General features: G+C 38.1%; 11 protein-coding genes, 2 rRNA genes and 1 pseudogene. 6 read left to right on the plus strand and 8 right to left on the minus strand.

What is annotated here, in order from left to right; genetic code table 11:
* Positions 1-983 precede the first annotated feature (983 nt).
* The 3 genes and pseudogenes from istA to GNT69_RS21430 all read left to right on the plus strand — a co-directional run.
* Positions 984-1,684 (plus strand): annotated as a pseudogene (gene istA, locus GNT69_RS21420) (IS21 family transposase); the annotation flags it as partial.
* Positions 1,685-1,763: 79 nt separating this feature from the next.
* Positions 1,764-2,642, plus strand: coding sequence for a dipicolinate synthase subunit DpsA (gene dpsA / locus GNT69_RS21425; protein ID WP_203557031.1), 879 nt, complete (start codon positions 1,764-1,766; stop codon positions 2,640-2,642).
* Between the two features lie 653 nt (positions 2,643-3,295).
* Entirely contained in the window at positions 3,296-3,556 is a 261-nt protein-coding gene (locus GNT69_RS21430) for a hypothetical protein (RefSeq protein ID WP_239094391.1), read from the plus strand.
* A gap of 703 nt (positions 3,557-4,259) precedes the next feature.
* Here GNT69_RS21430 and GNT69_RS21435 read toward each other — a convergent pair.
* The 4 genes from GNT69_RS21435 to GNT69_RS21450 form a co-directional block, all read right to left on the minus strand.
* Positions 4,260-4,931 carry a cysteine hydrolase family protein gene (locus tag GNT69_RS21435; protein WP_203557032.1) on the minus strand — a complete coding sequence of 224 codons (672 nt, stop codon included), beginning with the start codon at positions 4,929-4,931 and terminating at the stop codon, positions 4,260-4,262.
* Positions 4,932-5,001: 70 nt separating this feature from the next.
* A complete protein-coding gene (locus tag GNT69_RS21440) occupies positions 5,002-5,289 on the minus strand; it encodes an acetone carboxylase subunit gamma (protein ID WP_203557033.1) in 288 nt (95 codons plus the stop codon).
* Positions 5,290-5,355: 66 nt separating this feature from the next.
* Positions 5,356-7,143, minus strand: a complete 1,788-nt coding sequence (locus GNT69_RS21445) for a hydantoinase B/oxoprolinase family protein (protein ID WP_203557034.1) — start codon at positions 7,141-7,143, stop codon at positions 5,356-5,358.
* A 5-nt stretch (positions 7,144-7,148) separates the two neighbouring features.
* Positions 7,149-9,260 (minus strand): hydantoinase/oxoprolinase family protein, encoded by a 2,112-nt coding sequence (locus GNT69_RS21450; RefSeq protein WP_203557035.1) that lies wholly within the window; start codon positions 9,258-9,260, stop codon positions 7,149-7,151.
* 382 nt (positions 9,261-9,642) lie between these two features.
* On the opposite strand from GNT69_RS21450, the gene GNT69_RS21455 reads away from it, so the two are divergent.
* Positions 9,643-10,632 (plus strand): NAD(P)-dependent alcohol dehydrogenase, encoded by a 990-nt coding sequence (locus GNT69_RS21455; RefSeq protein WP_203557036.1) that lies wholly within the window; start codon positions 9,643-9,645, stop codon positions 10,630-10,632.
* A 269-nt stretch (positions 10,633-10,901) separates the two neighbouring features.
* On the plus strand, positions 10,902-11,333 hold the full coding sequence (locus GNT69_RS21460; RefSeq protein WP_203557037.1) for a cupin domain-containing protein: 432 nt from the start codon (positions 10,902-10,904) through the stop codon (positions 11,331-11,333).
* 144 nt (positions 11,334-11,477) lie between these two features.
* Here the strand turns inward: GNT69_RS21460 and GNT69_RS21465 are convergent, their stop codons facing one another.
* Positions 11,478-12,233 (minus strand): GTP cyclohydrolase II, encoded by a 756-nt coding sequence (locus GNT69_RS21465; protein WP_203557038.1) that lies wholly within the window; start codon positions 12,231-12,233, stop codon positions 11,478-11,480.
* Between the two features lie 237 nt (positions 12,234-12,470).
* Complete coding sequence (locus GNT69_RS21470) at positions 12,471-13,202, minus strand: polysaccharide deacetylase family protein (protein WP_203557039.1); 732 nt, start codon at positions 13,200-13,202, stop codon at positions 12,471-12,473.
* Positions 13,203-13,405: 203 nt separating this feature from the next.
* Between GNT69_RS21470 and GNT69_RS21475 the strand changes: the two genes are divergently transcribed.
* Positions 13,406-14,554, plus strand: a complete 1,149-nt coding sequence (locus tag GNT69_RS21475; protein ID WP_203557040.1) for an ArgE/DapE family deacylase — start codon at positions 13,406-13,408, stop codon at positions 14,552-14,554.
* Positions 14,555-14,776: 222 nt separating this feature from the next.
* On the opposite strand, the gene rrf is transcribed toward GNT69_RS21475, so the two are convergent.
* Positions 14,777-14,893, minus strand: a 5S ribosomal RNA gene (rrf, locus tag GNT69_RS21480).
* 203 nt (positions 14,894-15,096) lie between these two features.
* A 23S ribosomal RNA gene (locus tag GNT69_RS21485) occupies positions 15,097-15,225 on the minus strand; the annotation flags it as partial.

Raw genomic sequence — 15,225 nt, forward strand, 5'->3', positions numbered from 1 at the left:
ATACCGCTCCCCCTTTTACAAAATTATCCTTTATATTATTATATCACCGTTAACTATTAAGCGAAAATGATAGTTTAGGTAACTAAACGGGTAGCTTACGGGCTTAACGGGTTGCGTTCAACCTCCGTATTTTAAAAATTTTGTAAGTAAATTTTACGGGCTAGGCAAACACGGTAATGGAAGAGTGCCCCCGCCCCCTCTTCGCCGTCTGCATAATAATAAATCACTACGCATACCATCCGACACCTAGCCGTTAATTACATCTGCATAACGTGTATTATATATACAGTAAAGTAGGCACACGATTTAAAGTCGTACGCCTACGTTTATACTTACACAACCAAACGCAAAGCCCTATATATCAACGGTTAAAGGGCACGCTATGTTATTAACGTACCGCCTTACATTTATACAGTATTTTATACATTGGCGTTATACTAACGTTTACGACGTTGTAACGTGTGTTGGTGCGTGCATAACGGTAGGCTTACGGGTGTTTGCGATAGGTTACGGGTGTTATGCGTTGGTATGCATATTTATACGAACACCCCGTGAGTTTGCAGAGGGGTTACGTGCCGAAGGCGTTAGGCTGATAATATACGGTAATACACGTTAACCCTACGTAACCATCCACCAACAACACGCCCTAAAACGCCTTAAATGTTAATATACATACACATATCAACGTTACATTTACCGTACTAACATAACGCCTAATATAGCTATTTTATACGGTGTTACAATGCAGTTACATCCCTTGCCGTTATTACGTTTAAGCCGTAATTAGTACCGTAAATAAAGCCGTACATTTACCGTTAACATCACCGTTAATATACGTGTTATAAAGTGCTTTACATCATAGCGTTATTTACACATAGCCCGCAGGATTGCGAGGTTGCCGTGTATGCCGTTTTAAGCATAACTTAATACAAAAATAAAAAGGCATAGCCGTTAAGCTACGCCTTACATATGCCCCTATTTACGCCATACAAGTTTTTTATTACAAAAGGGTACTTTGGCAATACCTGAAAGATAATCATGGGTTAGATAGCGCTCAGTCCACATTTAGGGCTTACATTTCAAAAAAGCCGGAATTTCAAAGTTATTTTGATTCAGGAAAACGAAAGAAGTCAAACAATGAGGTTATTCGCTTTGAAACACCTCCAGCTAAACAGGCTCAATTGGATTGGAAGGAAGATATTCGATACATCACTAAAGAGGGAGAAATATTACATGTAAATGTTTGCGTGCTGTTACTTTCCCATTCCAGATTCCGAACTTATCTTTTATCCATTTCAAAATCACAGAGCGTCCTATTATCCTTTCTAATGGAGAGTTTTGAAGCAATTGGGGGAGTTCCTAAGACCATATTGACCGACAATATGAAAACGGTGATGGACGAGCCTAGAACTGAACATAAGAAAGGAAAGGTGAACGCACGCTTTTATCAATTTGCGAAAGATTGTGGTTTCGAAGTGAAGCCTTGTATAGCTGGAAGGCCAAGGACAAAAGCAAAGGTAGAAGCACCAATGAAATTAATTGATGAAATCCATGCTTACCAAGGGAAATTTGATTACGAAGAGCTCCATCAATTTGTTTAAAACTGTGTAATCGAATAAATAATAGTTACCATCAGGGAACTGGAAAAATACCAATTCTTGCCCTAAAAAAAGAAAGAAACTATACGAAAACAGCCATCTTTTAAGATATATATAGGATCAAGTAAATCTAACATAAATCTTTACTCATAAAGGTGGAGTAACATGGTTGACAATCTTAAGTTGTTGATTTTAGGCGGAGATATAAGACAACTGGAAGTCGCGAAGACTGTCGCTTCTAGGGGAACAGAGGTATTGTTAGTGGGCTTTGAGCAGTTTTCAGATAATCAAATCAACCACATGAAGTCTCGAATTCAGAAAATTGATTTCTCTAAAATAGATGCCCTCCTTTTACCGGTTTCAGGGATGAATAATGGCGGGAAAGTTGAGGTGAGTTATTCAAATGAAGAGATTGTTCTTACAAAAGAAGACCTTCTAAAGACACCCGAACATTGTGTCATTTATACCGGGATAATCACACCTTACTTAAATCAATTAAGTGAAGCAGCCATTAGAAAATTAGTCCCACTGTTTGCAAGAGATGATATAGCGATATTAAACTCAATTCCTACAGCGGAGGGAACCTTACAGATTGCAATTGAAAATACTGATAATATGATCCACGGTTCAAAAGTGATGATTTTAGGTTATGGAAGGGTCGGAAAAACGATGGCCCGTGTCTTTTCTACAATGGGAGCACACGTGCGCGTTGGTTCTCGTAATGAAGCGGAACTCGCTCGTGCTATGGAAGCTGGCTTAACCCCTTTCCATTTTAAAAATATAGAAATGGAAATAGTTGTGGATATTTGTATCAATACCATTCCACATTTGATTCTTACGTCATCCGTACTTTCAAAAATGTCGCTACACACCCTTATTATCGACGTAGCATCTAAACCAGGTGGAACCGATTTTCAGTTTGCTGAAAAACGCGGTATAAAGTTAATTTGGGCACTAGGTATCCCAGGAAAGATCGCACCGAAATCAGCAGGAGAAATCATTGATAAAGTACTTGCTGAATTATTGGAAAATGATTTTAACTAGGGTGCTTTAATTCTAAAACAGACCTTTTCAACCGTTATCCCTCCTGATTTCCACCGACCATAAACTTCTTTGAATTCAACTAGTTCAAAGACTAATCAAGTTCCATTGTATCGCAAATAAACCACCCTCACTTAGCATTCAAATCGAAGTGAGGGATAATTCCCCGTCAATAGTGAATCCATAAAAAAACTTTTCCACTCATTACGAATCTCTTCTTTATTCTTACCCAAACGATTGAGATTATGACCGACTAACAAATCACTAAATCGCATCTTGGATCTCATTTCTTTCAAATAAACACTGATGCTATGTACATTACTAAATTAATCAACCCTCCCAGTATAAAGGAAAAGCTCAAACTGGCCAAAATTGAAAAATCCGAAGGTAAGGTTTCCCTTACTCCGGATTTTGACTAGAATAACGTTTGCTTATTTATTTGGAAAAGAATTTGGTTCACGAACTCCTTATAAAACGGTTGAATCACTGGGAAGTAAATGAAACATTTTATTTTAAAAAAATATATAAGAATTTGACCATTACTGATATTTTAAACATTACCAGCATATTCAAACATTTAAATGTAAATATTAGATTTGGAAGCGCGATTCATTTTACCTTCCAAATAAAATACTCGATTGAGGAAGTGTTTGATATTGAATAACCGGATGAATCTTTTTAATATTGGTAGAAGAAGAAACAATAGAGGGATATTATGGACCTCTTTTTTAGGGTTAGGTGTTAGTGCAGCTGCTGTTTTTGGTTTAAGAAGAAATGGAAACAGGAATATACTGGATTCTATCCAAAACTTTACCAATAATGTTCGAAATAATGGCCAAATGAAACGAATGGCTACAGCTGTAACAGAGTTTTCAAAAGAACTAGTTCCTAACAAAAATCAATTTAATAACAAATAATGGGTTTTCCTGTGCATAATAAATTAGGAAGAACCTCATTTGTTATCTCTATCGCTTTCAGTATTAATAAACCCATAAAGATGACGATTTAAACATTTTTTTAAAAGATAGTGATTCTTAACTAATTAAAAACCGATTTTCTAGACTGACCTAGTCATGTGAGACAGTAATAAAACACCTTCTTAGGCTGCCATATCACCAAACTCTATTGGTGTGTGGTAGCCTAATTTTTCTTGGATACGCTCTTCGCCATAATACCTCATAAATTGATTCACACGATCCTTTACTTCTTTTAAAGACAAAGAATTGAATTTAACATACTGAAATGCAGCCCATATAACGAGAGAAGCCAGTAAATTTCTTTCGATTATTGATCGACTAGAAGAAAGGATAAACTAGAAACTTGAACAAATTAAAGTTTAAATTAATAAATTTCTAAAGCCCATCAAAAGATAGGTTCTTGGCTAGTTATATGTTTTATACTTTTCCAAAAGGTTCGTCCTTCTTAAAGTCTTTTGCCCCGTTACTTTAAGTTCAAATTTACAATATATTCTATGAATCTACTTCTTGAGATCTAAATAAAATTCTTTAAAGTAATTGCTATACAATCTGGCCCAATAGCTAAAGAAGGCACAATTCCTTTTTCAAGAATTGCGCCCTTTTCTGAAAAAGTTTTACATAGGAGCTAATATGTTACCTTAAATTATTTATTAACTAATTCTTCTACAGCTATTTCGTAATTGACATCTTCTCCTCGCATTAAACTGTTAATTTTTTCATTATCTAACACTAGGCCAAATACTTTATTGATTAAACGTAAACTCGCTTCATGATCTTCTATATTTATACCTGCTACAGCTTCCTCTGCAACAATTACGTTATAATCTCGTTGATAAGCATCTCTTACTGTCGTTTCTACACAATGAGTAGTTGCAACTCCTGCTATAATCAAAGTTGTAATCCCTTTCATTCTTAAAAGTGTATCTAATCGTGTATCTAAAAATGCACTGAACCTATGTTTTGTAACTAATTCCGCTTTATCATCTATAAACTCTTTTAGTTCATCAACCACTTCGGCATCCCAAGTATCCTTCAATGCTGGGGGACCGGCTTCCCATCTGTGGGTATGCGGAGTAATCAGTGCGTTATTTCTAGTTTGATCATCTGGATAATGATTTTGGATTGTCCAAATGTCTAAAATTTCATTTGAAGGGCTAACTTCTAATAATTCCTTTACTTTAGGAATAGTTGCATTCATCATGCTACTATCATACCCATTTCTACCAATACTACCTTCTGGGTGGCAGTAACTATTCTGCATATCAATAATTAATAATGCTGTCTTTTCTTTATCAATACGAATTTTATTAGTCATTTAAATCATCCTTTTATATTTTTAAAAAAACTTCAATAAAAATTGCAATTCTTTTTTTAGTGAATGAAATCTAAACCCATACACGATCCTTCAAAAATGGCTCACCTTTCAGCGCGATCTCTGAATCGAGAAGTCCTCCGCAATCTGGACAAAAGAATTGACGGAATAACACATCCTCGCCCGTACTGGAGTATGCTTTACCGGCAACTTCCTTTAATGGCCTCTCATCAAGAACTACATTACTTTTCCAATCCTGACTGTCACTGCTGCACAATACAGTTTCGCATTTCTTACACAAAAGATCCCCTTTTGAACCTTTTTCTTCACTCATAATAATTGTGTTAGAGTATAACTTCATTAGATTCACTCCCCTCTTCATTTCCTTCATCGTTTAAAACAACTCGTTATAAAATTCAGATTCCGTCTACTTCTTACTAACTTCAAGCTTTTTTATTCGATCCATTTTAAGTTTCTCGCGTAGTAATACAGTTTCTTCTTTATTCAATTCACCTTCATCATTTAGCACAACACCATATATGTTATAGGCAGAAGATTTACTGATTAAACCTTCAGAAAAATCACGTGCTACAAGCTCAGGCTCTCTATCTAGCGGGTCACCGTAACCACCGCCGCCATTCCAATCAACATGCAATTGATCATTGCCCATCAACGGATAAACTCCCCATTGTATTTGTTCGACTTTTTGATTATCAGATTCATCCCCTGTAACTCGCAGATAACTGTTTGTCGCTCCTGGAAAACCACCAGCTAGACCTTCACTCATAGGATGCTTTGATCCTTTTCCTGAAATGACAAAATGTATTCCTCCATCCGGAGCTTTATGGGATACTACAGCCATTTCCCCACCAGTACCGCCTCGCCATTTACCCGGTCCACCAGAATCTTTCCTCCGTCGACGATAGAGATAACGAATAGGAAAAGTAGCTTCAACCGTTTCAACATTAGCCATTCTTGATATCGGATTTGGAATCTCTCCGCCAACGTCAACACCATCAGCGAAAGTGCTAGCACCACCAGCTCCCGCAAAAGTTTCTGTAAATATGCCAATAGATTCTACATTATGTTGATTTCGACCAAATTTAAAAATGGAAAAATGATTCGCATGCCATACTGCCGATGCCTGATTCATATATTTTTCACTTGAAGCAAGCATTTTTCCAATAGTGGTACATGCCGCATTATTAACTGATTGAATAGCTCCAACTGTAGCCACAGATACTGGTGCAGGTCGATTACAATTTACAATGGTGCCACTAGGCGCAATCATTTTAACTGCACGGACAATTCCTTCATTCCATGAAATATCATGGCATAGCAAAGGAAATAGTGGAGCAAAGAGCCCCCCTAGAGATGCCCATTTTGTGCAGTTAACGGCATAACGACTTTGCTCACTTGACCCAGAAAAATCAAATGTTAACGTATCTGCCTTTTTTGTCATAGTAAGTCTAACTACTGCTGTTTCATCATTGGCACTTAAATATTGACGCGCTTGCCATTCTCCATCAGGCAACTCTAACAAACGCTGTCTGAAACGCTCCTCCGATTCATTGATTAGTCTCTTACTCGCCTTATCGACCGTCTCCTTACCGTACTTATTCATCAATTTCTTCATCCGATCAGCCGCTACGTTGTTACATGCAATCATGGAACGGATATCTAGCATGACCATCTCTGGAGAACGTACCATATTAAGCATAGTATCAAGTGCACCTTGAACCATTTTTCCACGTTCAATAATCTTCATACCAGGTGACGAAAATCCTTCTGTGTAAATATCACGTGAATCTGGACTAAATCCACCAGGATTCATAGCCCCTATATCATATACATGAACAAAACAAGCACTCCATGCTACTAGTTCTCCATTAAAATGGATCGGAGCAATCAGATAAACATCCGAAGTATGCAAAGCTGCTGTATAAGGATCGTTAAGTAAAAAGACATCTCCTTCATTTATATTCCCTTCAAACTTTCTAATAATTGCTTTACAAGCTTCAGATGCACTAGTCAGATGGTGTAAAAATCCGACCCCTCCCATTAAAAGGGTTCCATCAGCACGATATAAGGAAACCATCAAATCATGTCCTTCATTGGTAATGGCACTTCCAGACACATGTTTGAGAGTTATAATCGCCTCATCAATAATCCTATAAAGACGATGGCGAATAATAGCATAAGTCATAGGATTCATAGTTTTCAGTCCTCCATTTCTATAATTATATTAGAATAACTATCCATGTGAGCAGTCTGATTCCCTTGAACAGAGATAGTTGTAATTGGGGTATGAATGATCGCAGGACCATGGAAACGATTGCCCGGCTTTAGTTTTTCAAAATCATAGATATCACCAGTTACAATTTTTTCTTTTGAAAAATCCAATATCTGACGTTGCTCTACCAATGCCTCGCTCGCATCGGAAGAACCCATTTCAACAGGTGTTAAATCTGGTCGCTCAATCTTACCAGTTGCAGTTAGTCGGCACATTGTCATCTCTATACCAGCTTCACGATAAGCTGAACCTTTTCCATAATTACTTTCATAAAGTTTTTCAAAGTCTGCTATTAGTCGCTCTAGACCATTTTGATCAAGTGGAGTAGGAGCGTTAACAGTAGTTGTAACCTCGTGTACTTGACGCTTATATCGTAAATCAACTGACCAATTCATTTCGATTTTATCTTTACTAAAACCCTCGTTCTCAAGTTGCTTGGCGGCGGTTTCTACCATAGGTAAAAAGATAGAATTTATCTGTTCTGAATCCGCTTGATCAGTAAGTTTCACCGCAGTTGCATATTCATGACGCACATCTGCCATTGCTAAACCAAAAGCACAATTAACTGAAGCGGTATAAGGAATTACGATTTTTTGAACTTCAAGTTCTTGTCCAAATGCAGATGCAATAAATCCACAACTTCCACCAAAAGACTGTAATACAAAATCACGTGGATCTAATCCGCGTTCAACTGTTATTTTATGAATCAAATCGGTAATTTGAGCTACTGCAACACGATAGATACCAATTGCAGCTTCTTCTACTGACACTCCTAGAGGATCAGCGATTTGTTCACGAAATACCCTACGAGTGTTTTCGACGTCGAGCTTCATTGTTTTATTTAAACGGAATTTTTCATCCATGTATCCTATTAAAAGCATAACATCGGTAATTGTAGGCAAATTTCCTCCCAATCCATAACATACTGGACCAGGACGGGAACCTGCAGAATCCGGTCCAATTGTAGGTATTCCAGATTGAGGATCAATTCTTATGATACTACCACCTGCAATACTAATGGAAACAACATCCATTTTAGGTGTTATATAATGAAAACGATCTACCAAAGGCTCTTTAGAATAAGAAATTTCTCCGTCTTGAATGATACCTACCTTAAAGGTTGTTCCCCCCATATCAGCTGCAATGACATTCGGATTTTCCATTGTATCACCAAGTGCTTTTGCACCGATAACCCCAGCGGCTGGTCCACTTTCAACCATGCCTATTGCACGCTTACTAGCTTCACTTGAAGGCAAAAGCCCACCATACCCTTGCATCACCATCGTATGTCCTCGATAACCATTAATATTTAGTTTTTGTTCGAGACCTTGGAGATAACTTTGAGTTACAGGCCCTGCATAGGCATTTATGACTGACGTAGAAGTTCGTTCATATTCTCCAGGCACAGGTGCAATATCACTAGATATAGTAACATGTACATCCGGCGCCAACTCAGCAATACAGTCATTAATAGCCTGTTCATGTAATGAGTTGGAACTGGACCACAAAAGAGATACAGCAATTGATTCAACATTTTTATCTACCAAATATTTAACAGCTTTACGAACGCCGTTCATGTCTAGAGGTTCTATAACATCCCCTTCAAAGTCTATACGTTCTTTTACACCAACAATTGCATCTGAATCTACAAGTGGTTGTGCACGATTGGTGTGAACAGGATTTTTTATTCCTTCCTCAGTCAAACCAGACCAGCGACCATATGCCCCTCGTGTGACCATGATCGTATCTTCAAACCCTTCGGTAGTTATAAGTCCGGTTTTTGCTCCATCACGTGTTAATACCGTGTTATCAACTACTGTTGATCCGTGAAGGAATAACTTTGTTTGACCTAACAATTGCTGAAGCTCCATCCCCATTGATTCCGCTGCTGAACTAATAGAATTTATTACTCCATTTTCATAATCTGGCGGAGTTGAGAGTGCCTTTCCTAAAATAGTTTTTCCTGTTGATGTAACCACTACAGTATCCGTAAATGTTCCACCTACATCTGTTGCCACGAAAAACTTGTCATTGTTCATACTTAATTAAAACCTCCTTATTTCTGTGCTATTTCGTTTGTTATACGAATTTACCAATATACTATTTTAAATTTTCAGTATTTAATTGGTAAAACTCTGATTCACCCTTTGTAACTTTCAATTAAGCGTTTACAAATATTATTATAGTGTTTTATATATCTGTACACTGTAAACTTTCTATCAATTCAAAATATTATTATTATTTATTTGTGCCTCAATTTGGACACAAGTAAATTAGATTTATCCAAGGATTATATTCTACCATTTACAGGGAAATATTGTTTAATTATGGAAATAAATAGAGGGAGTTAACGGTCCACATCATGAATAGACTGTAAGGAACGTATTCAAGACTTGAAATATATTAAGAGGATGATGAATTTTGAAAGCTTTCGTTACAAACAAATATGGGTCACCCGATATTTTAGAACTGCAAGATGTTGAAAAACCGGTTTGTAAAGACAATCAAGTACTAGTAAAAGTCCACGCAACATCTATAAACTATGGGAACATTGTGCTTTTGCGCGGAAAGCCTTTTGTTGCACGTTTTGCTTTTGGTATGATGAAACCGAAATTTAACATTCCTGGTGGGGATATTTCAGGTACCATTGAGACGATCGGGGAAAATGTAAAACACTTTCAAGTTGGGGATGAAGTTTTCGGAGATTTATCGAGTAGTGGCTGGGGTGGATTTGCCGAATATGTTGCTGTGCCAGAAAACTCCATTGCCAGGAAACCTAAAAACATTTCCTTTGAAGAAGCAGCTTCCTTACCAATGGCTGCATCCACTGCCTTTCAAGCACTTCGAAATAAAGGAAATCTCCAAGAAGGTCAAGAAGTTTTCATTTATGGTGCTTCTGGTGGTGTTGGCACCTTCGCAGTTCAAATCGCAAAAGCATTAGGTGCAAACGTGACAGCTGTTTGTAGTACAAGAAATGTTGACATCATTAAATCGTTAGGTATAGATCATGTCATAGATTATAAGAAAGAGACTATTTTTGAAAAAGATCGTACGTATGACTTAATTCTAGCAATAAATGGATATCAACACATGTCAGAATATTTAAAAGCATTAAAAGCAAATGGAAAGTTTATCCTTGTTGGTGGTTCTCCAAAGCAAATGCCTCAGGCCATGTTTCGCTCGATTGGAAACAAAAAAATAAACATTTTCATGCAATCTCCTAAACAAGAAGATTTAAATTTCATTAAGGATCTCGTTGAAAAAAATCAATTAACTGCTGTTATTGACCGACAATTTTCATTTAACGAATTGCCAGATGCTTTTAAGTATTTTGAAGAGGGCCATGCTCAAGGAAAAGTTGTTGTTAAGGTTTCTTCTTATGAAAGTAATGGCACTCCCCGAATATTCTAGTTCCACATAAATGTTTCACAGATGGTAATTCACAAAAGTTTTAACCTTCCCCTACTGCACACTTTCAAAAAATAAGCTGACTGAAGAGAGTCAGCTTATCTATGACGGATTATTTTATCACGTTTTATAGTTATAATCTGATGGAAATTGGTAGAACTCTTACATAGAAATTCGATATATTTGAATTTTCAGTTAATTATTGCACCTCTCTTGAATCTCCTTTATACTAATCGGTAATACCCCATCAAGGGCTTTTAGGAGGGAACGCAATGAAAGCGATGAGAAGGGATGAGGATGGCGGACTCGTCATCGCCACCGATGCGATGGATTGGAAAACTCTTGCACCGGGTGTCGGCATAAAGGTGCTCCGGCTCGACCGTGAAAGCGGCGCCTGGACGGTCATGATCCGTTCAGAGAAGGGAGCCGTCTTGCCTCCACACCGACACGATGGTCTCGCGGAGATCTACATCATCAAAGGTACGGGGACCCACCCGGAGACGGGAGACTTTAAGACCGGCGACTACGTTCTCGAGTCAGACGGGGCGATTCATAGCGCGCTCCACTTTGAGGAAGAGGTTATCCAGATCATGATGTCTCATGGGCCGTCCGCTTTCCTGGACGAAGACGGCTCGGTAGCCTTCGTGATGGACGTCGACATGCTCACCGGATTCGCCGAAGAAACTGTGGCGAGCAACGCCTGAGTCCATATTTAAGAAAAAAAGCAGGAGATTTCATTTATCCTGCTTTTTCTTGTGTTAATTCACCAACAATTTTAATGCTGGAAAAGGGTCAGTCCCCCGGCGAAGTAAAGCGTTGCTCCACCGGGGGACTGACCCCGAATTACGCTAGTCATTGCAACAGGGATCCTCATCGCTCATGTGACCGGAACGAGCAATTTTTGTTTGAAGGTATTTTTCGTTATACTCTGATACATCCCCCCATAAAGGTTCTCTTCCGGATACAGATAAGCCAGAGTTATTTAAAGCGTCTAATTTTTTGGGGTTGTTGGTAATGAGAGTAACAGTCTTCTTTCTTAATGCTTTTAGTACTTGGATTGCATCACTATAATTTCTTGAATCATCGACAAAACCTAGTGCTTGATTGGCTTCCACTGTATCATAGCCATTTTCCTGAAGGATATAAGCCATTGCCTTACTGAATAAGCCAATGCCTCTTCCTTCATGATTGGCTAAATAAAATAATGCACCGGTGCCATATTCAACAATCATTTTCATCGATTGTTTTAACTGAAATCCACAATCGCAGCGTTTACTGCCAAAAATATCTCCTGTATGACAAATGGAATGCATACGGATAATTGCGTCATCTCCGTATTCAAAGTCACCATAGGTAAGCACACTCGACTGTTGAAATTCAGCTAAATTGACAGCAGATAGTTTATCAATGATTCTTACAAAATTCTCTGTTACTTCATCACAATTTAGCCAGCAATACCATTTGAATTCGACCGTTTCTCCGTACAAATTTACAGGGAGACGAATTGGCCCGACTAAGTAGATAGCCCCCTTTGCTGTTTGAATTAGTTGAATTTTATCTTCTAAAATAGAAAGGACTTTCGAATCAAATTGGGTCTCTGCCAATCAAATCACTCCTTCTGTTTTATTTTAACCTTTCGGGTCTGACCCCCGCTCAGCTAAAGTGTTCAGCGTTAATGTATTAAAGTCCTATTTTTTAGGGGATGGGATTTTACCCCTTTATCACCTGGGTTTTTGTCGTTTGCCTTCAAGTAAGCTATTATGGCTTCAAATACATGATCTTATATGTAAGCAAAATGGAACTAAATAGGCCCGTTTCTTCTTATGTATCCTTAAATGTAATCAATTGCCCTCAACTATCTGGGCAAATTCATTAAGTGATGTTGAGTATTTAATATAGGTTCGTGGCAAATAAAACTGTTCGTCTTTCACTCCACTTTCATTGAAAGGACCTGGAGTGGTTGTCAAACCAAATTGATAGTACTTTTTTACTTCTTCGACTATTTTTTTATTCACATTTCCATACGGATAGGAAATAGCAATGACTGTTCGATTTGTTATTTCCTGAATCGCCTCTTTGGATCCTTTTAACTCTTTTTCAATATCTTGAGTGGCTGTTAAGTCTGGGTGCGTGGCTGTGTGAGATTGGATGGAGAATAATTCTGAATTTGCAAGCATGCGTAAGTATGATTGTGATAATCGCTTGCTGCCTCCGATATAGTCTGAGATGACGAAAATCGTCCCAGTTGGTGTAAACTGATCATTTTTTAATGTTTGAAAAATCGCATAGGCATTTAGATTGTTCTTATAGCCATCGTCAAAAGTGATAAAAATTGGCTTATCTACTCGGTTCCGTTCCGCCCACTTTTCAAAAGTTAATAACGTAAATCCATGATCGCGCAAATAAATGATTTGCTTTTCAAACTGTTGGGGAGTGACATATAATTCCCTTGAACCACTACCTGTGAACTCATCAATCGAATGATAGACTAAAATTGGAATGCTCTTCTGGGCATGGGCTGTTATCGGCAGCAAGACAACAAGAAACCAAGTTAATAGAATATATTTTTTCATTCGAATATCCTCACAATGGTTGAATTTATCACTAGAATTCCACAAACCACGTTTGAATATCCATCTTTAAATGAGCCGAACTGTTCCCGGTATTTCTATTGGAACATAAATAAGTCACTGTGACGATCCGATTATGGACTTTTGGGTAAAATACAGTTGTATTCTCATTTAGGTTAGAAGTTAAAATTGGGGAGGATTTTAGTATGAAACATTTTACAGAAGAAGAAAAGATAAAGATTTTATCTGACATGATCGCGATTAAATCAGTTAATGAAAATGAAATCGAAGTGGCGAATTATTTGAAAGATTTATTTGCCCAATACGGCATTGAATCTAAAATTGTTCCAGTTTCAGACACTCGTGTGAACTTAGTGGCTGAAATTGGAAGCGGGAGTCCAGTCATTGGCATTTCTGGTCATATGGATGTTGTTTCCCCTGGTGAGAAAAAAGAGTGGACTTCCGATCCGTTCACATTGACAGAAAGAGACGGGAAATTATACGGACGTGGAACAAATGACATGAAAGCAGGTTTAGTCAACCTTGCTTTAGTGATGATTGAACTCAAAGAAAATAATGAACTTAAAAATGGTACTGTCCGTTTTATGGCAACGACCGGTGAAGAAGTCGGTGGCGCAGGTTCTAAAAAATTATACGACGAAGGCTATATGGATGATGTAGATTATCTATGGGTCGCTGAACCTTCCCATGACACGATTATCTACTCTCACAAAGGATCACTTAACTTTCGTGTAACGTCTATTGGTGAAGCAGCACACAGTTCTATGCCTGACCAAGGGTATAACGCGATTCGTCCATTAATGGAATATCTATTAGAAGTAGACGAAAAATTGAATGGCGATGATCGTAAAAATGAAGTTTTAGGTAAATTGGTGATGAGTACAACGATTTTTAATGCAGGGAACCAAGTAAACTCAGTCCCAGAAAAAGCAGTAGCTGAAATAAACGTGCGGACGATTCCAGAATTTGATAACGATGAAGTGATTGACTTATTCAATGCAACAGCTAACAAATACAATAAAGAAGTCTCTGATATTCATGTTGAAGTGACAATGTCATTACCAAGTGTTTTCACTTCAGGACAGTCGGAAATGATTGATCTTGCTAAAGAACTCGGTAAAAAACATTTAGGCTTGGAAATTTCCGTTAAAGGTTCACCAGGGGTGACAGATGCATCAAACCTTTTACGAGGTAAAGATGACAACTTCCCATTCATGATGTTTGGTCCAGGCGAAACAAAAATGGCACACAAAACAGATGAGTATGTCTACAAAGATTACTACTTTGCATTCTTCGATATCTACAAAGAGTTAATTTTAGGATTATCGAAATAATAAAGAGGTGGCTATCATTTTTGGCAGCCATCTCTTCCGTTGAAATCAAGACTTTCTATCACGGCCAGCAAATTTTTATGGAACCTATTGGGTCTGACCCCCGCTCAGCTAAAGTGTTCAGCGTTAATGTGTTAAAGTCCTATTTAGGAAACACAAGATACGTCCCCTGTTTATAATTAAAACGCAAAAAAAACAGCTGAAAAAATCAGCTGTTTTTTTGTTGCCTGGCAACGTCCTACTCTCACAGGGGGAAACCCCCAACTACCATCGGCGCTTTAGAAGCTTAACTTCCGTGTTCGGCATGGGAACGGGTGTGACCTTCTCGCTATCGCCACCAGACGATTATTAAAATGAGGCTTGTTCCCTCAAAACTAGATAATGTTTGTAAGAAGAAAAGCAAAAGGAGTATCGTTTTTAAATTGTCCAGCTCCGGCTCCTAGCCTCTCGAGTCGCTTCGGTCCATCCGCTAAAGTCAAAGAACGACTTCAACTGCTGGCCCTCCAGCGCTAGTCGAGGCTGTACAGTCGCCTCCGCTTTTCGTTTTGGTTAAGTCCTCGATCGATTAGTATCAGTCAGCTCCACACGTCACCGTGCTTCCACCTCTGACCTATCAACCTGATCATCTTTCAGGGATCTTACTAGTATAAACTATGGGAAATCTCATCTTGAGG

This window comes from Bacillus sp. B15-48, assembly GCF_016879755.1.
Taxonomy (GTDB): Bacteria; Bacillota; Bacilli; order Bacillales; family Cytobacillaceae; genus Mesobacillus_B.

Coding starts and splice junctions, on each gene's coding strand:
- dpsA (WP_203557031.1), top strand. CDS start 1,764: ATGGTTGACAATCTTAAGTTGTTGATTTTAGGCGGAGATATAAGACAA.
- GNT69_RS21435 (WP_203557032.1), bottom strand. CDS start 4,931: ATGACTAATAAAATTCGTATTGATAAAGAAAAGACAGCATTATTAATT.
- GNT69_RS21440 (WP_203557033.1), bottom strand. CDS start 5,289: ATGAAGTTATACTCTAACACAATTATTATGAGTGAAGAAAAAGGTTCA.
- GNT69_RS21445 (WP_203557034.1), bottom strand. CDS start 7,143: ATGAATCCTATGACTTATGCTATTATTCGCCATCGTCTTTATAGGATT.
- GNT69_RS21450 (WP_203557035.1), bottom strand. CDS start 9,260: ATGAACAATGACAAGTTTTTCGTGGCAACAGATGTAGGTGGAACATTT.
- GNT69_RS21460 (WP_203557037.1), top strand. CDS start 10,902: ATGAAAGCGATGAGAAGGGATGAGGATGGCGGACTCGTCATCGCCACC.
- GNT69_RS21470 (WP_203557039.1), bottom strand. CDS start 13,202: ATGAAAAAATATATTCTATTAACTTGGTTTCTTGTTGTCTTGCTGCCG.
- GNT69_RS21475 (WP_203557040.1), top strand. CDS start 13,406: ATGAAACATTTTACAGAAGAAGAAAAGATAAAGATTTTATCTGACATG.